6 protein-coding genes are annotated in these 22789 nt (G+C 72.2%); 2 read left to right on the top strand and 4 right to left on the bottom strand.

The window, feature by feature from the left end; all coding sequences use genetic code 11:
* Positions 1-29: 29 nt before the first annotated feature.
* Positions 30-15974, top strand: a complete 15945-nt coding sequence (locus tag AC2EAQ_RS15385) for a VCBS domain-containing protein (RefSeq protein ID WP_484645221.1) — start codon at positions 30-32, stop codon at positions 15972-15974.
* A gap of 12 nt (positions 15975-15986) precedes the next feature.
* On the opposite strand, the gene AC2EAQ_RS15380 is transcribed toward AC2EAQ_RS15385, so the two are convergent.
* Together AC2EAQ_RS15380 and AC2EAQ_RS15375 are read right to left on the bottom strand one after the other, a co-directional pair.
* Positions 15987-17879: a bifunctional diguanylate cyclase/phosphodiesterase gene (locus tag AC2EAQ_RS15380; RefSeq protein WP_484645220.1), complete on the bottom strand. Its 1893-nt coding sequence runs from the start codon at positions 17877-17879 to the stop codon at positions 15987-15989.
* A 39-nt stretch (positions 17880-17918) separates the two neighbouring features.
* Positions 17919-18587, bottom strand: coding sequence for a transglutaminase-like cysteine peptidase (locus AC2EAQ_RS15375; RefSeq protein ID WP_484645219.1), 669 nt, complete (start codon positions 18585-18587; stop codon positions 17919-17921).
* A 316-nt stretch (positions 18588-18903) separates the two neighbouring features.
* Here AC2EAQ_RS15375 and AC2EAQ_RS15370 point away from each other — a divergent pair, with 316 nt between their 5' ends.
* On the top strand, positions 18904-20382 hold the full coding sequence (locus AC2EAQ_RS15370) for a TolC family outer membrane protein (RefSeq protein WP_484645218.1): 1479 nt from the start codon (positions 18904-18906) through the stop codon (positions 20380-20382).
* 46 nt (positions 20383-20428) lie between these two features.
* Here AC2EAQ_RS15370 and lpdA read toward each other — a convergent pair whose 3' ends face one another.
* Both lpdA and AC2EAQ_RS15360 read right to left on the bottom strand, forming a co-directional pair.
* Positions 20429-22201 carry a dihydrolipoyl dehydrogenase gene (gene lpdA / locus AC2EAQ_RS15365; RefSeq protein ID WP_484645217.1) on the bottom strand — a complete coding sequence of 591 codons (1773 nt, stop codon included), beginning with the start codon at positions 22199-22201 and terminating at the stop codon, positions 20429-20431.
* Between the two features lie 5 nt (positions 22202-22206).
* Entirely contained in the window at positions 22207-22779 is a 573-nt protein-coding gene (locus AC2EAQ_RS15360; RefSeq protein WP_484645216.1) for an Ntn hydrolase family protein, read from the bottom strand.
* Positions 22780-22789: the final 10 nt, after the last annotated feature.

The following is a 22789-nucleotide window of genomic DNA, read 5'->3' as shown; positions in this document are numbered from 1 at the left end:
CAAACGATCCCAGCGAGAAAGCCTTGTCCATGCCCACCTTCGATAACACCCCCCGAGGCACTGTCGTCAGCATCTGGGGCAAGGCCTACATCCGGGGTGCGGACGGCGTGTGGCGCCCGCTGAAGCTGGGCGAGCTGGTCAAACCGGGCGATGCGCTGCTGACCGAGCAGAACGCCATCGTGCTGATGTCCGACGCCAAGGGCGCCACCGTGACGCTGCCCGACGGCACGCCGGTCGACCGCGCGATCACGGCCGTGGAACAGGGCCAGCCCGACGCGGCGCCGGCCGCCGGCCTGGCCGGCGGCGACGGCGGCGGCCTGCAGCCGGGGCTGCGCGTCGACCGCGTCGTGGAATCCGTCACGCAGGCCGACGCGGCCGTGCGCCTGGACGGCCCGGTCTTCGTGTCCGGCCTGGCCACGCAGAGCGACCCGGCCCTCACCGCCGGCACCGGCGGCGGCCTGAACGCGCCCACGTCGGCCATCGGCGCCACCGAGTCCGGCGCGCCTGTGAGCCTGGGCCTCACCGCGCCCACCGGCAGCGGCACGCTGGTCGTCACCGTGACGCAGGTGCCCGCGATCGGCCAGATCGTGCGCCCGGACGGCTCGCCTGTGGCGGCCGGCGCGACGCTGACCCCGGCCGACCTGGCCGGCCTGCGCTACGTGCCGCCGGCCGACTACAACGGCACCGCGCCGGTCGGCGGATTCACCTACACCGTGACCAACGGCAGCAGCAGCGCCACCGGCGGCACGCAGATCAGCCTCACCGCCGTCAACGACGCGCCGGTGGCCACCGCCGGCAGCGCCGCGGGCCTGGAGGACGGCCTGCTGGGCGTGTCGCTCGGCGGCACCGACGTCGACGGCACCATCGCCGTGGTGCGCGTGGGCACGCTCCCGGCCAACGGCACGCTGCTGCTGGCCGACGGCGTCACCGCCGTCGTCGCGGGCCAGGACCTGACGCCGGCCCAGGCCGCGAACCTGGTGTTCCGCCCCGCCGCCAACTTCAACGGCAGCGCCAGCCTGAGCTTCGTCGTCGTCGACAACAGCGGCGCAGTGTCGTCGCCCGCCAGCTTCGCGCTGACCGTGGCCGCGGTGAACGACGCCCCCGTGGCGGCGCCCGACAGCGTGAGCACCGTCGGCACCGTGCCGGTGTTGGTGGCCGTGGGCGGCAACGATTCCGACCCCGACGGCGATGCGCTGACGGTCACCGGCGCCAGCGTGGCCCCGGCGCTGGGCAGCGTGAGCGTGGCCGCCGACGGCAGCGTCACCTTCACCGCGGCGCCCGGCGTCAGCGGCCCCGTGGTCGTCACCTACACCGTGGCCGACCCGAGCGGCGCCACCACCACCGGCACGCTCACGGTCAACGTGGCCGCCGCCCCCACCGTGAGCGTGGACGGCCCGGCGCTCACCAACGACAGCACGCCCACGATCACCGGCAGCACCAACCTCGCCCCGGGCTCCACCGTCACGTTGACCGTGACCGGCGCCAACGGCGCGGTGCAGACCTTCACCGCCACCGTGCAGCCCGACGGCCGCTACAGCGCCGACGTGCCCGCCGCTCTGGTGGACGGCCCGTACAGCGTGACCGCGTCCGTCTCGGTGGGCGGCGCCAGCGCCAGCGCCACCGACGGCGGCAGCGTGGACACCGCGGCGCCCACGGTCACCGTGGACGCGCCCGCGCTCGGCAACGACAGCACGCCCACGATCACCGGCACCACGAACCTGCCGGCGGGATCGACGATCACGCTCACCGTGACCGACGCCAACGGCGCGGTGCAGACCTTCACCGCCACCGTGCAGCCCGGCGGCACCTACAGCGCCGACGTGCCCGCGCCGCTGGCCGAAGGCGGCTACAGCGTGGTGGCGCTGGGCACCGACGGCGCCGGCAACACCGGCAGCGCCAGCGACACCGGCACCCTGGACCTGACCCCGCCCGCCCTCACGGTGGACGCGCCGCTGCTGGGCAACGACAGCACGCCCACGATCACCGGCACCACGGACCTGCCCGCCGGCTCGGTGATCACGCTCACCGTGACCGACGCCAACGGCGCGGTGCAGACCTTCACCGCCACCGTGCAGCCCGGCGGCACCTACAGCGCCGACGTGCCCGCCGCGCTGGCCGAAGGCGGCTACACGGTCACGGCGTCGGCCACCGACCCGGCCGGCAACGCCGCCAGCGCCAGCGACAGCGGCACGCTGGACCTGACCCCGCCCACGCTGAGCGTGGACGCCCCGGCGCTGACCAACGACAGCACGCCCACGATCACCGGCAGCACCAACCTCGCCCCGGGCGCCACCGTCACGCTGACCGTGACCGGCGCCAACGGCGCGGTGCAGACCTTCACCGCCACCGTGCAGCCCGGCGGCACCTACAGCGCCGACGTGCCCGCCGCGCTGGCCGAGGGGGGCTACACGGTCACGGCGTCGGCCACCGATCCGGCCGGCAACGCCGCCAGCGCCAGCGACAGCGGCACGCTGGACCTGACCGCACCCACGCTCACGGTGGACGCACCGGCGCTCACCAACGACAGCACCCCGACGATCAGCGGCAGCACCGACCTGCCCGCAGGGTCGGTGGTCACGCTCACGGTCACCGGTGCCAACGGCGCGGTGCAGACCTTCACCGCCACCGTGCAGCCCGGCGGCACCTACAGCGCCGACGTGCCCGTGGCCCTGGTGCAGGGCAACTACACGGTCGTGGCCAGCGCCACGGACGCCGCAGGCAACAGCGCGTCGGCCAGCGACAACGGCGCGCTCGACCTGACGCCGCCGGCGATCACGGTGGACGCGCCCGCCATCACCAACGACACCACGCCGTCGATCAGCGGCACCACCGACCTGCCGGCCGGCGCCACCATCACGCTGACGGTGACCGGTGCCAACGGCGCGGTGCAGACCTTCACCGCCACGGTGCAGGCGGGCGGCAGCTACAGCGCCAGCGTGCCCGCCGCCCTGGTGGCCGGCGCCTTCACGGTAAGCGCCAGCGGCACCGACGCCGCGGGCAACAGCGCCAGCGCCAGCGACAGCGGCACGGTGGACCTGACGGCGCCCAGCCTCGCGGTGGACGCCCCGGCCCTCACCAACGACAGCACGCCCACCATCACCGGCACCACCGACCTGCCGGCCGGCGCCACCATCACGCTCACGGTGACCGCGTCCAACGGCGCGGTGCAGACCTTCACCACCACCGTGCAGGCCGGCGGCACCTTCAGTGCCGACGTGCCCGCCCCGCTGGCCGAAGGCACCTACGTGGTCGACGCCACCGGCACCGACGGCGCCGGCAACAGCGCCAGCGCCAACGACAGCGGCGCCATCGACCTGACGCCGCCCGCCGCGTCGATCAGCGTCAACGCCATCACCGGCGACGACATCGTCAACGCCGGCGAAGTGGCCGGCAGCGTGGCCATCACCGGCAGCGTGGGCGGCGACGTGCAGGTGGGCGACATCGTCACCCTGGTGGTCAACGGCACCACCTACACCGGCAGCGTTCAGGCCGGCAACACGTTCTCCATCGCCGTGGCCGGCGCCGACGTGCTGGCCGACCCGGACCGCCGCATCGACGCGTCGGTGAGCACCACCGACGCCGCCGGCAATGCCGGCACGGCCAGCGCGACGCGCACCTACGCGGTGAACACCGCGCCGGTGGCCGTGGCCGACACCGTGGCCGTGGGCGAGGACAGCGCGTCCGCCGCGGGCGACGCCACGCCCGGCACGCCGGGCCAGGACAGCGACGCCGACGGCGACCCCCTCACCGTGACCGGCGTGGCCGTGGGCGCCGTGCCCTCGGCCAGCGGCAACGTGGGCAGCGCGGTGGCGGGCAGCTGGGGCAGCCTGACGCTCAACGCCGACGGCAGCTACACCTACGTGCCGGGCCCGGCCGCGCAGTCGCTCGACGCCGGCCAGACCGTCACCGACACCTTCACCTACACCATCGCCGACGGCCGCGGCGGCAGCGCCACGGCCACCCTCACCGTCAGCGTGACGGGGGCGGACGACCCGACCGTGATCACGGGCACGCTCAGCGGCGCCGTGGTGGAAGACGGCGTGGCCACCGCCACCGGCAGCCTGACCGCGACCGACGCCGACGTGGGCACGCGCGCCTTTGCGCCCCAGGTGGGCACGGCCGGCGCCTACGGCAGCTTCTCGATCGACGCCGCGGGCCAGTGGACCTACGTGCTGTCCAACGCCGCGCCGCAGGTGCAGGCCCTGGCCGGCGGCCAGGTGGTCACCGAGACCTTCACCGTCGCGGCCGACGACGGCACCACCGTCACGGTGACCGTGACGGTGACGGGCACCGACGACGCGCCGGTCATTTCGTCCGGCATCGGCGCCGTTACCGAAGACACCACACCGACGGCGAGCGGCACGCTCACCGCGACCGACGCCGACAACCCGGCGCTGGCCTTCGTGGCCGGCACGCAGGCCGGCGCCTACGGCTCGCTCACGCTGAACGCCGCTGGTGCCTGGACCTATACGCTCGGCGCCGCTGCGCAGTCGCTGGCCGGAGGTCAGGTCGTCACCGACACGTTCACCATCACGCTGAACGACGGCTCGACCACCACGGTCACGATCACCGCAACCGGCACGGACGACGCGCCCGTCATCAGCAGTGGCACCGGTGCTGTCACCGAAGACACCTCGCCGACGGCGACCGGCACGCTCACCGCGACCGACGCGGACAACCCGGCGCTGGCCTTTGTCGCCGGCACGCAGGCCGGCGCCTACGGCTCGCTGACCCTGAACGCCGCGGGCGCGTGGACCTACACCCTCGGCCCGGCCGCTCAGGCTCTGGCTGGCGGCCAAGTCGTCACCGACACGTTCACGGTCACGCTGACCGATGGCTCGACCACGACCGTCACCATCACCGCCACGGGTACCGACGACGCTCCTGTCATCAGCTCCGGCACCGGCACGGTCACCGAGGACACTTCGCCCACCGCGACCGGCACGCTCACGGCGACCGATGCGGACAACCCGGGCCTCGCCTTCGTCGCCGGCACGCAAGCCGGTGCCTACGGCTCGCTGACCCTGAACGCCGCCGGTGCGTGGACCTACACGCTGGGCGCTGCAGCGCAGGCTCTTGCTGGTGGCCAGGTGGTGACTGACACCTTCACCATCACGCTGAACGACGGCTCGACGACGACCGTCACCATCACTGCCACGGGTACCGACGACGCGCCCGTCATCAGCAGTGGCACCGGTGCTGTCACTGAGGACATCTCGCCGACCGCGACGGGCACCCTCACGGCCAGCGACGCCGACAACCCGGCGCTGGCCTTCGTGGCGGGCACTCAAGCCGGTGCCTACGGCTCGCTGACCCTGAACGCCGCGGGCGCGTGGACCTACACGCTCGGCGCCGCCGCGCAGGCTCTGGCCGGCGGTCAGGTCGTCACCGACACGTTCACCATCACGCTGAACGACGGGTCGACCACCACGGTCACGATCACGGCCACCGGCACGGACGACGCGCCCGTCATCAGTTCGGGTACCGGCACGGTCACCGAGGACACCTCGCCCACGGCTTCTGGCACGCTCACCGCGACGGATGCCGACAACCCTGCCCTCGCCTTCGTCGCCGGTTCGCAAGCCGGCGCCTATGGCTCGCTCACGCTGAACTCGGCGGGCGCGTGGACCTACACCCTCGGCCCGGCCGCTCAGGCGCTGGCCGGTGGCCAGGTCGTCACGGACACGTTCACGATCACGCTCAACGACGGCTCGACCACGACGGTCACGATCACGGCCACCGGCACGGACGACGCACCGGTCATCAGCTCTGGCACAGGCGCAGTTACCGAAGACACCTCGCCGACCGCGACGGGCACGCTCACCGCGACCGATGCCGACAATCCCGCGCTGGCCTTCGTCGCCGGCACTCAAGCCGGCGCGTATGGCTCGCTGACGCTGAACGCCGCGGGCGCGTGGACCTACACCCTCGGCCCGGCCGCTCAGGCGCTGGCCGGAGGCCAGGTCGTCACCGACACGTTCACGATCACGCTGAACGATGGCTCCACGACAACCGTCACGATTACCGCGACCGGTACGGACGACGCTCCGGTCATCAGCAGCGGCACCGGCTCGGTGACGGAAGACACGTCGCCCACTGCGACGGGTACCCTCACGGCCACCGACGCGGACAACCCTGCCCTCGCCTTCGTCGCCGGCACGCAATCCGGCGCCTATGGCTCGCTGACGCTGAACGCCGCTGGCGCGTGGACTTACACGCTCGGCGCCGCCGCGCAGGCCCTGGCCGGCGGCCAGGTCGTCACCGACACGTTCACCATCACGCTGAACGACGGGTCGACCACCACGGTCACCATCACGGCGACCGGCACGGACGACGCTCCGGTCATCAGCAGTGGCACCGGTGCTGTCACCGAGGACACCTCGCCGACCGCGACCGGCACGCTCACCGCGACCGACGCCGACAACCCGGCGCTGGCCTTCGTGGCGGGCACTCAAGCCGGTGCCTACGGCTCGCTGACCCTGAACGCCGCGGGCGCGTGGACCTACACGCTCGGCGCCGCCGCGCAGGCTCTGGCCGGCGGCCAAGTGGTCACCGACACCTTCACGGTCACGCTGACTGACGGCTCGACCACGACCGTCACGATCACCGCGACCGGTACGGACGACGCGCCTGTCATCAGCTCGGGCACGGGTACGGTCACCGAGGACACTTCGCCCACGGCGACGGGCACGCTGACCGCGACCGATGCCGACAACCCGGCTCTGGCCTTCGTCGCCGGCACTCAAGCCGGCACGTATGGCTCGCTGACGCTGAACGCCGCAGGCGCGTGGACCTACACGCTCGGCCCGGCAGCTCAGGCCCTGGCCGGAGGCCAGGTCGTCACCGACACGTTCACTGTGACGCTGACCGATGGCTCGACCACGACCGTCACGATCACCGCGACCGGCACGGATGACGCCCCGGTGATCAGCTCGGGTACGGGAACCGTCACCGAGGACACGGCGCCGACGGCCACCGGCACGCTCACCGCGACGGACGCGGACAACCCCGCGCTCGCCTTCGTCGCCGGCACGCAATCCGGCGCCTATGGCTCGCTGACGCTGAACGCCGCGGGTGCCTGGACCTACACGCTCGGCGCTGCAGCGCAGGCCCTCGCCGGTGGTCAGGTCGTCACCGATACCTTTACGGTGACGCTGACCGATGGCTCGACCACGACCATCACCATCACGGCCACGGGTACCGACGACGCGCCCGTCATTAGCAGTGGTACCGGTGCTGTCACCGAGGACACCTCGCCGACCGCGACGGGCACCCTCACGGCCACCGACGCCGACAACCCTGGCCTCGCCTTCGTCGCCGGCACTCAAGCCGGCACGTATGGCTCGCTGACGCTGAACGCCGCAGGCGCGTGGACCTACACGCTCGGCCCGGCAGCTCAGGCCCTGGCCGGAGGCCAGGTCGTCACCGACACGTTCACTGTGACGCTGACCGATGGCTCGACCACGACCGTCACGATCACCGCGACCGGCACGGATGACGCCCCGGTGATCAGCTCGGGTACGGGCTCGGTGACCGAGGACACGTCGCCCACTGCAACCGGCACGCTCACCGCGACCGACGTCGACAACCCTGGCCTCGCCTTCGTGGCCGGCACGCAAGCCGGCGCCTACGGTTCGCTGACGCTGAACGCCGCGGGCGCGTGGACCTACACCCTCGGCCCGGCCGCTCAGGCTCTGGCCGGCGGCCAAGTGGTCACCGACACCTTCACTGTCACGCTGACTGACGGCTCGACCACGACCGTCACGATCACCGCGACCGGCACCGACGACGCCCCGGTGATCAGCTCGGGTACCGGGGCAGTCACCGAGGACACTTCTCCCACCGCGACCGGCACGCTCACCGCGATCGACGCGGACAACCCTGCCCTGGCCTTCGTGGCCGGCACGCAGGCCGGCGCGTACGGCTCCCTGACGCTGAACGCCGCTGGCGCGTGGACCTACACGCTCGGCGCCGCCGCCCAGGCCTTGGCCGGTGGCCAGGTCGTCACTGACACCTTCACGGTCACGCTGACTGATGGCTCGACCACCACGGTCACGATCACTGCGACCGGCACGGACGACGCGCCCGTCATCAGTTCGGGCACGGGTGCGGTTACCGAAGACACCTCGCCCACCGCGACGGGCACGCTCACCGCGACCGACGCCGACAACCCGGCGCTGGCCTTCGTCGCCGGCACGCAAGCCGGCGCCTACGGCTCGCTGACGCTGAACGCCGCGGGCGCGTGGACCTACACCCTCGGCCCGGCCGCTCAGGCTCTGGCTGCCGGCCAGGTCGTCACCGACACGTTCACGATCACGCTGAACGACGGTTCCACGACCACGGTCACGATCACCGCAACCGGCACCGACGACGCTCCGGTCATCAGCTCCGGCACCGGCACGGTCACCGAGGACACTTCGCCCACCGCGACCGGCACGCTCACCGCGACGGATGCAGACAACCCGGCCTTGGCCTTCGTCGCCAGCACGCAGGCCGGAGCCTACGGCTCGCTGACGCTGAACGCCGCTGGCGCGTGGACTTACACGCTCGGCGCCGCCGCGCAGGCCCTGGCCGGCGGTCAGGTCGTCACCGACACGTTCACGATCACGCTGAACGACGGCTCGACCACCACGGTCACCATCACTGCGACCGGCACGGACGACGCACCGGTCATCAGCTCTGGCACAGGCTCGGTGACGGAAGACACGTCTCCGACGGCGAGCGGCACGCTGACCGCGACGGATGTCGACAACCCCGCGCTGGCCTTCGTGGCAGGCACGCAGACCGGCGCCTATGGCTCGCTCACGCTCAATGCCGCGGGCGCTTGGACCTACACGCTTGGCGCCGCCGCTCAAGCCCTCGCGGGCGGACAGGTTGTCACCGACACGTTCACCATCACGCTGACTGACGGCTCGACGACGACCGTCACCATCACGGCCACGGGCACCGACGACGCGCCCGTCATCAGTTCGGGCACGGGTGCGGTGACGGAAGACACGTCGCCGACGGCGACCGGCACGCTTACCGCCACCGACGCCGACAACCCGGCTCTCGCCTTCGTCGCCGGCACGCAAGCTGGCGCCTACGGCTCGCTGACGCTCAACGCCGCGGGCGCGTGGACTTACACGCTCGGCGCTGCGGCGCAGGCCCTGGCCGGTGGCCAGATCGTCACCGACACGTTCACCATCACTCTGAACGACGGCTCGACCACGACGGTCACCATCACTGCGACCGGCACGGACGACGCGCCTGTCATCAGCTCGGGCACGGGTACGGTCACCGAGGACACTTCGCCCACGGCGACGGGCACGCTGACCGCGACCGATGCCGACAACCCGGCCCTGGCGTTCGTGGCCGGCACGCAAGCCGGTGCCTATGGCTCGCTGACGCTGAACGCAGCGGGCGCGTGGACTTACACGCTCGGCGCCGCCGCTCAGGCCCTCGCCGGCGGCCAGGTCGTCACCGACACCTTCACGGTCACGCTGACTGACGGCTCGACCACGACCGTCACGATCACCGCGACCGGCACGGATGACGCGCCGGTGATCTCTTCCGGCACGGGCACGGTCACCGAAGACACCTCGCCGACGGCGACCGGCACGCTTACCGCCACCGACGCGGACAACCCGGCTCTCGCCTTCGTCGCCGGCACGCAAGCCGGCGCCTACGGCTCGCTGACGCTGAACGCCGCGGGTGCCTGGACCTACACGCTCGGCGCCGCCGCGCAGGCCCTGGCCGGCGGCCAGGTCGTCACCGACACGTTCACGATCACGCTGAACGACGGCTCGACCACGACCGTCACCATCACCGCGACCGGCACCGACGACGCTCCGGTCGTCAGCTCCGGCACCGGCACCGTCACCGAGGACACTTCGCCGACGGCTTCCGGCACGTTGACAGCCACCGATCCGGACAACCCCGCGCTGGCCTTCGTGGCCGACACACAGACGATCGCCTTCGGGTCGCTGGTGCTCAACGCTTCCGGTGCGTGGACGTACACGCTGGGCCCGGCCGCGCAGTCCCTGGCTGCCGGCCAGGTCGTCACGGAGACCTTCACCGTCAGCCTCAACGACGGCTCCTCCACGACCATCGCGATCACGATCATCGGCACTGACGACGCGCCGGTGATCTCATCCAGCACCGGTGCCGTCACCGAAGACACGTCGCCGACGGCGATCGGTACGCTGACCGCGACCGACGTGGACAACCCCGCCTTGGCCTTCGTGGCCGGCACGCAAGCCGGCGCGTACGGCTCGTTGACGCTGGATGCCGCCGGCGCGTGGATCTACACGCTCGGCCCCGCCGCGCAAGCGCTGGCCGGCGGCCAGGTGGTCACCGATACCTTCACGGTCACGCTGACCGACGGTTCCACGACGACCGTCACGATCACCGCGACGGGTACGGATGACGCACCGGTGATTTCCTCCGGCACGGGTTCGGTTACCGAGGACACCTCGCCGACCGCCTCGGGCACGCTCACCGCGGCCGATGCCGACAACCCGGGCCTCGCCTTCGTCGCGGGCACGCAGGCCGGTGCCTATGGCTCGCTGACGCTGAACGCCGCGGGTGCCTGGACCTACACGCTCGGCGCTGCGGCGCAGGCCCTGGCCGGTGGCCAGATCGTCACCGACACGTTCACCATCACGCTGAACGACGGCTCGACGACGACGATCACCATTACCGCGACGGGCACCGACGACGCGCCCGTCATCAGCTCGGGCACCGGCACGGTCACCGAGGACACTTCGCCGACGGCGACCGGTACCCTCACAGCCACCGACGCCGACAACCCGGCGCTGGCCTTCGTCGCCGGCACGCAGGCCGGTGCCTATGGCTCGCTGACGCTGAACGCCGCGGGCGCGTGGACCTACACGCTCGGCGCCGCCGCGCAAGCTCTGGCCGGCGGTCAGGTGGTCACCGACACGTTCACCATCACGCTGAACGACGGCTCGACGACGACCGTCACCATCACGGCCACGGGCACCGACGACGCGCCCGTCATCAGCAGTGGCACCGGTGCTGTCACCGAGGACACCTCGCCGACCGCGACGGGCACCCTCACGGCCACCGACGCCGACAACCCTGGCCTCGCCTTCGTGGCCGGCACTCAAGCCGGCGCCTACGGCTCGCTGACGCTGAACGCCGCGGGTGCCTGGACCTACACGCTCGGCGCTGCGGCGCAGGCCCTGGCCGGTGGCCAGGTCGTCACCGACACGTTCACCATCACGCTGAACGACGGCTCGACGACGACCGTCACCATCACGGCCACGGGCACCGACGACGCGCCCGTCATCAGCAGTGGCACCGGTGCTGTCACCGAGGACACCTCGCCGACCGCGACGGGCACCCTCACGGCCACCGACGCCGACAACCCTGGCCTCGCCTTCGTGGCCGGCACTCAAGCCGGCGCCTACGGCTCGCTGACGCTGAACGCCGCCGGTGCGTGGACCTACACGCTCGGCGCCGCCGCTCAGGCCCTCGCCGGTGGTCAGGTCGTCACCGACACCTTCACGGTCACTCTGACTGACGGCTCGACGACGACCGTCACGATCACTGCGACCGGCACGGACGACGCACCCGTCATCAGTTCGGGCACCGGCACGGTCACTGAGGACACCTCGCCGACGGCTTCTGGCACGCTCACCGCCACCGACGCCGACAACCCGGCTCTCGCCTTCGTCGCCGGCACGCAAGCCGGTGCCTATGGCTCGCTGACGCTGAACGCCGCGGGCGCGTGGACCTACACGCTCGGCGCTGCCGCTCAGGCCCTCGCGGGCGGCCAGGTCGTCACCGACACGTTCACCATCACGCTGAACGACGGCTCGACCACGACGGTCACCATCACTGCGACCGGCACGGACGACGCGCCTGTCATCAGCTCGGGCACGGGTACGGTCACCGAGGACACTTCGCCCACGGCGACGGGCACGCTGACCGCGACCGACGCCGACAACCCGGCCCTGGCGTTCGTGGCCGGCACGCAAGCCGGTGCCTATGGCTCGCTGACGCTGAACGCTGCGGGTGCCTGGACCTACACGCTCGGCGCCGCCGCGCAGGCCCTGGCCGGCGGTCAGGTCGTCACCGACACGTTCACGGTGACGCTGACCGATGGCTCGACCACGACCGTCACCATCACGGCCACGGGCACGGACGACGCGCCGGTCATCAGCAGTGGCACCGGTGCTGTCACCGAGGACACCTCGCCGACGGCTTCTGGCACGCTTACTGCCACCGACGCCGACAACCCGGCGCTGGCCTTCGTCGCCGGCACGCAAGCTGGTGCCTACGGCTCGCTCACGCTCAATGCCGCGGGCGCTTGGACCTACACGCTCGGCGCTGCGGCGCAAGCCCTCGCGGGCGGCCAGGTCGTCACCGACACCTTCACGGTCACGCTGACTGATGGCTCGACCACCACGGTCACGATCACTGCCACGGGCACCGACGACGCCCCGGTGATCAGTTCGGGCACGGGCTCGGTGACGGAAGACACGTCTCCCACGACGAGCGGCACGCTCACCGCGACGGACGCGGACAACCCCGCGCTCGCCTTCGTCGCCGGCACGCAAGCCGGAGCCTACGGTTCGCTGACGCTGAACGCCGCTGGTGCCTGGACCTACACCCTTGGCCCGGCCGCTCAGGCTCTGGCTGGCGGCCAAGTCGTCACCGACACGTTCACGATCACGCTCAACGACGGTTCGACCACGACGGTCACGATCACTGCGACCGGCACGGACGACGCGCCCGTCATCAGCAGTGGCACCGGTGCTGTCACCGAGGACACCTCGCCGACGGCTTCTGGCACGCTCACCGCGACGGATGCCGACAACCCGGCGCTGGCCTTCGTGGCCGGCACGCAGGCCGGCGCCTACGGCTCGCTGACGCTGAACGCCGCGGGCGCCTGGACCTACACGCTCGGCCCGGCCGCTCAGGCCCTGGCCGGTGGCCAAGTGGTCACCGACACCTTCACTGTCACGCTGACTGATGGCTCGACCACGACCGTCACCATCACCGCCACGGGCACCAACGATGCTCCGGTGATCAGCAGCGGCACGGGCTCGGTGACGGAAGACACCTCGCCGACCGCCTCGGGCACGCTCACCGCGACCGATGCGGACAACCCCGCGCTCGCCTTCGTCGCCGGCACGCAAGCTGGCGCCTACGGCTCTCTGACGCTCAATGCCGCTGGTGCGTGGACCTACACGCTTGGCCCGGCCGCTCAGGCGCTGGCTGGCGGCCAGGTCGTCACCGACACCTTCACGATCACGCTGAACGACGGCTCGACCACCACGGTCACCATCACGGCGACCGGCACGGACGACGCGCCCGTCATCAGCAGTGGCACCGGCACGGTCACCGAGGACGCCTCGCCGACGGCCAGTGGCACGCTCACCGCGACCGACGCCGACAACCCGGCGCTGGCCTTCGTCGCCGGCACGCAGGCCGGTGCGTATGGCTCGCTGACGCTGAACGCCGCGGGTGCGTGGACCTACACGCTTGGCGCTGCCGCGCAAGCCCTCGCGGGCGGACAGGTCGTCACCGACACGTTCACGGTGACGCTGACCGATGGCTCGACCACGACGGTCACGATCACCGCCACGGGCACGGATGACGCACCGGTCATCAGCAGTGGCACCGGTGCTGTCACCGAAGACACGTCGCCAACGGCGACCGGCACGCTCACCGCCACCGACGTCGACAACCCGGCTCTCGCCTTCGTCGCCGGCACGCAGGCCGGCGCCTACGGCTCGCTGACCCTGAACGCCGCAGGCGCGTGGACCTACACCCTCGGCCCGGCCGCGCAGGCCCTGGCCGGAGGCCAGGTCGTCACCGACACGTTCACCGTCACGCTGAACGACGGCTCCACGACGACCGTGACCCTCACCGTGACCGGCACCAACGACGGGCCGGTGGCGGTGAACGACGGCAGCGCGTTGTCGCCGGTGCTGACGGTGGCGGAGGACTCCGGGCCGACGGCGCCGATCACGGTGCTGGCCAACGACACGGACATCGACGGCGGCGCGCTGGCGGTGACCGCGGCCTCGTCGCCCAACGGCACGGTCACGATCAACCCGGACAACACGCTGGTGTTCACGCCGGCGCCCAACTTCAACGGCACGGCCACCATCAGCTACACCATCAGCGATGGCGCGGGCGGCACGTCCACGGCCACGGTGTTCGTGGGCGTCACGCCGGTGAACGACGCGCCCACGGCGTCGGGCGCCACGGTCGCCACCAACGAGGACGTGGTGCTGTCGGGCAGCCTGCCCACCGCCACCGACGTGGACGGCAACCCGATCACCTACAGCCTCGCCTCGGGGGCCGCCAACGGCACGGTGGTGGTCAATGCCGACGGCACCTACTCCTACACCCCCGCCACGCACTTCGCCGGCAGCGACAGCTTCACCTACACGGTGACGGACAGCGGCGGCTTGTCCAACACCTACACGGTCAACGTCAACGTGGCCGCGGTGGGCGACGCACCGGTGCTGTCCATGCCGAGCCTGATCACCAGCGTGGTGCAGGGCGGCCAGACCCTGAGCACCGAGCCGGGCATCACGCAGGCCAACCTCGAGGCCACCTTCGGCCTGACGGCCGGCTCGCTCGACACGCTGGCGCCGCCTACGGGCCCGGTGGCCAACGATCCGGGCACGGTCGACGTGATCGACGGCCGCGGCGCGCAGTACAACCTGAACCTGTCGTCCGGCAACGTCGCGTCCTTCGCGTGGCAGTTCTTCAACGGCGAGGACCTGCTCAACGAGATCAACGCGGGCTACAACGACGTGGTGGCCCTGGTGGTGACCGACCCGTCGGGCGTGCGCACGGTGGTGCAGCTCACGTCGTCGGAGCAGACCGGGCCCAATGCCAACGGCGCCACGGTCGACGCCAGCGGCACGTACAACTTCACCGCCACCGCCTCGGGCAACTACAGCTTCTCGTGGCTGGTGCTCAACGGCCGCGACGGCGGCAAGGACTCGTCGATCACCGTCTCGTCGCCCACCGTCACGGTCGGCGGCACCACCTACGGCACGCCGATCGCGTTCGCGATCCCCGCGTCGTTGGTGGACCGGGACGGCTCGGAGAGCCTCGCCGTCACGGTGTCCGGCGTGCCGGCGGGTGCAGCCTTCTCGGCAGGCACCAACCTCGGCGGTGGCACCTGGAGCTTCACCAGCGCCCAGCTCTCCGGCCTGAGCCTGCTGCCCGCCTCGGGCTACACCGGCACGATGAACCTCACGGTCACGGCCACGTCCACGGAGGCGAGCAACGGCGCCACGGCCACCACGTCGCAGGCGGTGCAGGTGACCGTGACGGCCACCACCAGCACGCTGGCCGGCACGCAGAACGCCGACACGCTGACCGGCACCGCGGCCAACGAGACCCTGCAGGGCTTCGGCGGCAACGACAACCTCTCCGGCGGCGACGGCAACGACCTGATGGAAGGCGGCGACGGCACCGACACGCTCGACGGCGGCGCCGGCCAGGACATGCTCTACGGCGGTGCGGGCAACGACACGCTCACGGGCGGCACCGGCAACGACCGGCTGTCCGGGGGCGCGGGCAACGACGCGCTCACCGGCGGGGCCGGCTCGGACACCTTCGAGTGGCGCCTGGCCGACCGGGGCACGGCGGGCACGCCGGCCATCGACACCGTGGCGGACTTCGACGCCGCAGCGCCGGCCTCCGGCGGCGACATCCTCGACCTGCGCGACCTGCTGCAGGGCGAGACCTCGGCCGCCACGCTCGACCGCTACCTGGACTTCAGCGTCAGCGGCGGCACCACCACCATCCGCATCAGCAGCAGCGGGTCCTTCACCGGCGGCACCTATGCGGCCGGCGCGGAAGACCAGAGCATCGTGCTCACCGGGGTGGACATCCGCGCCTCGCTCGGCCTGGCCGGCACCGCGACGGACAGCCAGATCATCGCCGAGCTGATCAACCGCGGAAAGCTGCTGACCGACGTGCCGCCGGGCAGCTGAGCGGCAGGCCGCTCAGGCCTTCGCCCAGGGCCCCGTGATCTGATCGACGCCGCAGGCCCACAGGGCCTGCGCGTCGTCGGCGTTGTCCACGCCCTCGGCGCACACGGCCAGCGGCAACGCGTGAAGCAGCGTGACGCTGCCGGTGACGAAGCGGCGCACCGCGTCGTCAGTGGACGCCTTGCGCACCAGGGCCGCGTCGAGCCTGACGTAGTCCAGCCCCAGCTCGTACAGGCGCGGCGACCGGTACAGCTCGTGGCCCGCATGCTCGAGCCCGAAGCGCACGCCCAGCGGCCGCACGAGGTGGCCGAAGGCGTGCAGCAGGTCCCAGTGGGCGCGTGCCGCGCCCTCGCCCACCTCCAGCCAGAGCTGCTTGGCGGCCTGCGGCGCGCCTTCGAGCAGGTTGCGCAGCTGCACCGCGAACCCGCCGTCGGCCAGCGAGGCCAGCGCCAGGTTCACGGCCCGCGGGCGCCCGTCGGACTGCGTCGCGGCCAGCGCCAGCCGCACGGCGGCCAGGTCCAGCGCCGGCAGCAGGCGGCTGCGCGCGGCCAGCGGCAGCCAGCGCGCGGCCGGCTCGAACGGGCCGTCGGCTTCGAGCTGCACGCGCAATGGGCACTCCAGGTGCACCAGCTCGCCATGCGCGTTGACCACCGGGTACTCCACGAGGTGCATGCGGCTGGCACGCAGCGCCTCGCTGAGACCCCGGTGCCAGCGCTCCTCGCCCTCGGCTTGCGCCATGGCCTCGCCCTCCTGCTCGGCGTGGGCACTGAAGGCCGGGCCCCGCTCGGCATGCGCCAGGGCCAGATCGGCCCTTGCGAGCAGGGTGCCGGCGGGGCCGACGTGGTGCCAGTCCACCGCGCCGACATGGGCCGACAGCGCGGCGCCATGCGTGTACAGCGCGCGCTCCAGCGCCTGCGCCAGCTGCGGCGCGGCGTCGGCCGCCTGGGCCCGGCCCGGCAGCGCCAGCGCGAAGTCGGACCCGTTGAGCCGCCCGGCCAGCACGCCTTCGGCCGGCCAGGCGCGCAGCACGTCGGCCACCGCGCGCAGCGCGCGGTCGGTGGCCTGGTGCCCTATGACGCGGTTCAGGTCGGCCACGTCGGCCACGCGCACCAGCAGCAGGCTGCCGCTGGCGCTGCCGCCGTCGTCGCCCAGCAGGCTCGTCAGGCGTTCGATGAAGTGCGCCCGGTGCGGCAGCGCGGTCACGCGGTCCTCGTGCGCTTCGCGGCGCAGCGATTCCACCTGGGCGGCCTGGGCCTCGAACAGGCGGCGCACGCGCTCGACCATCGAGTTCATCGCGCGCGCCACGCGCTGCAGCTCCGGCACGCGCGGCTCCTGCACGGCGAGGTAGCGGCCCTCGACCAGGGCATTGGCCTGTTCCACCGTGGCGTCCAGCGGCTGGCGGATGCGGCGCACGCCAGCGGCGGCCAGCGCCATCGACAGGCCGCCCACCAGCAGCATCCACAGCGTCGAGCGCAATGTGCCGCGCCACAGCTCGTCGTGCGCATAGGCGGCATGGCTCACCACCTCCACGCGGCCCAGCGCGCGCCAGCCGTCGCTGACCTGCGCCACGCCCGGCACCGACTCGATGGGCAGCAACGCGGCGAACCACGTCGGCGCCTGGGCCGTCTTCACGTCGGCGCGCCGCTCGAAGGCCACCTGGCCGTCGGCCGCCACCAGCCGCACCTGGCGGTAGAAGCCGGTGTCGAACTGGGCCGCGAGCAGCAACTCCATCAGGGCCGGGTCGCCGCGCTGCTGCGACAGCGCCAGCGCCAGGCTCTGCGCGTTGTCCGCGTTCTTCACGCGCAGCTGCGCGGCCAGCGTGTCGCGCGCGGCGTGGACGTTGACGCCCACCGCGCCTGCCAGCGCCAGCAGTACCACGGCCACCAGCAGCCAACCGATCTGTCGCATCAGAGTCATGGCATCACCATACCTTGCGTCGTCATCGTTTCAGAAGAAGCCTTCGGCGCGGGCCTTGGCCTGCACCTCGCGCCAGCGCGACAGCCGCGCCTGCGGATCGCCCGCGCTCTGCGAACCCACGCCCTGCCAGAGCCCCTCGCCGTTGAAGCTGAACACCGGGGTCAGGTCGGGCCGGCGCGACGCCGGGCGCACGCTGGTGACCAGGTTGTCCAGGATCAGCGGTTCGGCGCCGGGCTGCGCGTAGTACGCCAGCACCATGTGCGCCTGGCTGTCCGCGCCGACCTGGGCCCGCACGTACACCAGCCGCAGCCGCTGCACCGGCATGCCCAGCGCCACCAGGCTGAAGTACTTGGCGATGGCGTAGTCCTCGCAGTCGCCGAAGCCTTTGTCCAGCGCCTCGAGCGGGCTGGCCCAATGGTCGACCTGGCCCCAGGCCTGCGCGTCGTCGCGGAACACGATGCGGCGGTTGAAGAAGCCGTTCACCGCGGCGAGCTGGCCCTCGTCGTCGAGGGCCGCGGCCTGGGCCAGCATCTGCTCCAGCGGCACCACCGCGGCCACCGCGCGCGGCCCCAGCCGCTCGGCGGCGCGCTGCATCCGCGCCATGTCCAGCGCCGTGGCCGAGGTGACCAGCGCGATGACCAGCGCCGCGGCGACGCCCAGGGCGCCGCGCCAGCCCCAGGCACGACGCGCAAGCGTCACCCACCGCCCGGGCAGGCCGGGCAGCGGGAGGCGGGGCAGGAGCAATGCCGTTCGCACGAAGGGGCAGTGTCGGGCAGGGGCTGGGCAGGCGGAAGCCCGCGCGCGCGAGCCCCCTGCATCCCTCTTCGACCCGGGCGCGGCCGGGTGGAGCGGCGGCATGCAAATCGTTGCCGCAGCGGACAAGTTGCCGTGGAATACTGCCGCCGCTCCGCCAGGGGGGCGGTTGCCGCAGGCGACCGGAACCTAAACTCCGCTGGCTACAAATTCTCACAACCCAGGACGCCGGGCTCCCTGCACCGGCGGCAAGGAAGTCTCGATGCAATCGATTCGGATCTCTGTGCTCGCCATGGCCGCGATGCTGGCCTGCCACGCCCAGGCGCAGGCGCAGACGCCGGCCCCCGCCGCCGCGGACCCCCTGCGCGCCGCGGCACAGAAGGCCATCGCGGCCAACCCGGAAGTCAGCGCGCGCCTGAACGCCGTGCGCGCCGCTTCCGCCGGGATCGACATCTCGCGCTCGGGCCTGCTGCCCAAGGTGGACCTGGAAGCGTCCGCCGGCCGCACCGAAGACCGCATCACCACCCGCACGCCCGAAGGCCAGAGCCTGTCGCGCAGCGGTGCCTCGCTGTCGGTGACCCAGGTGCTGTGGGACGCCAGCGTGATCCGCAACGACATCGAGCGCAGCAGCCACGAGCAGCGCGCGCGCTGGTTCGAGTTCCTCGACGCCACCGAGAGCACCGCGCTGGAGGCCGTGCGCGCGCACCACGACGTGGTGCGCCAGCGCGCCCTGGTGGCGCTGGCCGAGGACAACTACGTGCAGCACAAGTACGCCGCCACGCAGATCGGCAGCCGCGTGCGCGCCGGCGTCGGCCGCGGCGTCGACCTGGAGCAGGCCAATGCGCGCCTGGCGCTGGCCGAGAGCAACCTCACCACCGAGACCGCGAACCTGCACGACGTGACGGCGCGCTACGCCCGCATCGTCGGCGAGCTGCCGCCGGCGCGCCTGCCCAAGCCGGCCGCCGCCGTGGCCGGCCTGCCGGCCAGCGCCGGCGAAGCCGTCAACCTGGCGGTGCAGGCGAGCCCGGCCGTCAGCGCCGCGATCGAGAGCCTGCGCGCTGCCCGCGCCACCGCGCGGGCCCGCGAAGGCGGCGCCTGGCAGCCGCGCGTGGAAGCGCGCCTGCGCGCGGGCGCCGGCCGCAACTTCGACGGTGTGCCCGACCAGAAGCGCGACACCAGCGCCGAGGTGGTGCTGTCGTGGAACCTCTACAACGGCGGCGGCGACAAGGCGCGCATCCGCCAGGCCGCCGACACGGTGAGCCAGGGCGCCGACCTGCGCGACAAGGCCTGCCGCGACACGCGCCAGGTGGCCGCCATTGCGTTCAACGACACGCGCAAGTTCGCCGAGCAGGTGGAGCAGCTCGACCGCAACGTGCTGGCCATCGAGAAGGCGCGCGACGCCTATCGCCAGCAGTTCGACATCGGTCAGCGCAGCCTGCTGGACCTGCTCAATGCGGAAAACGAGCTGTTCACCGCGAAGCGCGCCTATGCCAACGCCGAGGCCGACCTGCGCATCGCGCAGGCCCGCTCGCTGGCCGCGATGCAGCGCCTGAGCACGCAACTGGGCCTGACGCGCATGGAAACCACCGGCATCGAGCAGCCCGCGGGCTGGAGCGCCGCCGAGGACGCGCCCACGCGCTGCCCGGTGCTGGCCTACGACGCGCTCACCACCACGTCGCGCAGCGAGCTCGACGCCCGCGCCCAGCGCCTGGTGCAACAGGCGCCCGCGGCGCCGCGCTGATCCAAAGCCTGCGTCGCGCCGGCCGCCGGGCCGGCGCCGCCCCGCACTAGCGCCGCTGCGGCGGCAGGTCGGTGCACGAGCCGTGCGCCACCTCGGCCGCCATGCCGATGCTCTCGCCCAGCGTCGGGTGCGGATGGATCGTCTTGCCGATGTCCACCGCGTCGGCGCCCATCTCGATGGCCAGGGCCACCTCGCCGATCATGTCGCCGGCATGCGTGCCGACGATGCCGCCGCCGAGGATGCGGCCGTGGCCATGCGCCTCGGGCGAGTCGTCGAACAGCAGCTTGGTGAAGCCCTCGTCGCGGCCGTTGGCGATGGCGCGGCCCGACGCCGTCCAGGGGAACAGGCCCTTCTTCACCTTGATGCCCTTGGCCTTGGCCTCGTCCTCGGTGAGGCCCACCCAGGCCACCTCGGGGTCGGTGTAGGCCACGCTCGGGATCACCCGCGCGTCGAACTGCGCCTTGGCGTCGCCCGCGGCCACCTCGGCGGCCACATGCGCCTCGTGCACCGCCTTGTGCGCCAGCATCGGCTGGCCGACGATGTCGCCGATGGCGAAGATGTGCGGCACGTTGGTGCGCATCTGCACGTCCACCGGGATGAAGCCGCGCTCGCCGACGACGACGCCGGCCTTGTCCGCACCGATACGCTTGCCGTTGGGCACGCGGCCCACGGCCTGCAGCACCAGGTCGTACAGGCCCTCGCTCTTCGTGCCGTCGAGGCCCTCGAACATCACGCGGATGCCGTCCTTGGTGGCCTCGGCGCCGGTGGTCTTGGTCTTGAGCATCAGCTTGTCGAAGCGGTGCGCGTTCATCTTCTGCCACACCTTGACCAGGTCGCGGTCGGCGCCCTGCATCAGGCCGTCGAGCATCTCCACCACGTCGAGCTTCGCGCCGAGCGTGCTGTAGACGGTGCCCATCTCCAGGCCGATGATGCCGCCGCCGATGACGAGCATGCGCTCGGGCTTCTGGCGCAGCTGCAGCGCGCCGGTGCTGGTGACGATGCGGTCGTCCTGCGGCAGGAAGGGCAGCTTCACCGCCTCGGAGCCGGCCGCGATGATGGCCTGGCCGAAGCGGATCACCTGCACCTTGCCGTCGGCACCGGTCACCTTGAGGTGATGCGGGTCGGCGAACTCGCCCGTGCCCTGCACCACCGTCACCTTGCGCATCTTGGCCATCGCGGCCAGGCCGCCGGTGAGCTTGCCCACCACCTTGTTCTTGTGCGCCAGCAGCTTGGCCAGGTCCACCTTGGGTGCGGCGAACTCGACGCCGAGGTCGCCGAAGTGCTTCACCTCGTCCATCACCGCGGCCACGTGCAGCAGCGCCTTGCTCGGGATGCAGCCCACGTTCAGGCACACGCCGCCGAGCGTGGGGAAGCGCTCCACCAGCACGGTCTTCATGCCGAGGTCGGCGGCGCGGAAGGCGGCCGAGTAGCCGCCGGGGCCGGCGCCGAGCACGAGCAGGTCGCACTCCAGGTCGGCGCCGCCGGCATGGGTGGCCGCCTGCGGCGCGACCGCGGCGGCGGGAGCCGCCTTGGCGGCGGGTGCCGGTGCGGGCGCCGGTGCCGGTGCAGGCGCCGCGGCGCCTTCGGACTCGAGCACCAGGATCGGCGTGCCCTGGTTGACCTTGTCGCCGATGGCCAACTTGAGCGACTTGACCACGCCCGCGTGTGACGACGGGATCTCCATCGAGGCCTTGTCGCTTTCCACGGTGATCAGCGACTGCTCGGCCTTGACGGTGTCGCCCGGCTTGACCAGCAGCTCGATCACCGCGACGTCCTTGAAATCGCCGATATCGGGAACCTTGACTTCGATCGCGGCCATGCGCGTCACCTCTTGAGTTTGATCGTGTGCAGCCGCACGGGCGCGGCCGAGTTCTTGTCGAATTCGCAGCCGGCCGACACGCCGATGCGTGCCAGCTCGCCGGCGCTGCGCGCGCGCGACCAGGCCGCGTGCATGGCCCCGAGCGCGAACGCGCGTCCTGAGCCGATGGCCCAGAAGCGGTCGAACTCGAACACCTCGCGGTACGAGTACACGCCGAACAGGCCGCGCGGGTTGGCGATGAGCACCGTGAACTGGCTGCTCTCGTAGGGGTCGGCGTCGTCTTCCTTGGTGTTCAGGAAGAACTGCTCCTTGAGCTTGGGATGCAGCTTGAGGAAGGTGTCGAACACCTCGTCGCGCGAGCCCAGGCGCAGCTCGCCCTTGGGCAGCGCCGCCAGCGCCTTGCGCAGCACCGGGAAATGCGCGGTGGTGCCCGACATGCCGAAGTAGGAGTCACCCACCTTGAACAGCTTGTCGTTGGACTCGTAGCCGTGCGGCAGCCGGGTGTCCCCGAAGGTCACCAGGCTGTCGGCGGCGATGGCCAGCTGGGCGCCGCGGCGCACCACGCAGACGGTGGTCATGGCGTGGCGC

It is taken from the genome of Aquabacterium sp. T101, from assembly GCF_057219775.1.
The sequence above is the reverse complement of the archived record's forward strand: the minus strand, read 5'-3'. Positions and strand labels throughout refer to the sequence as shown.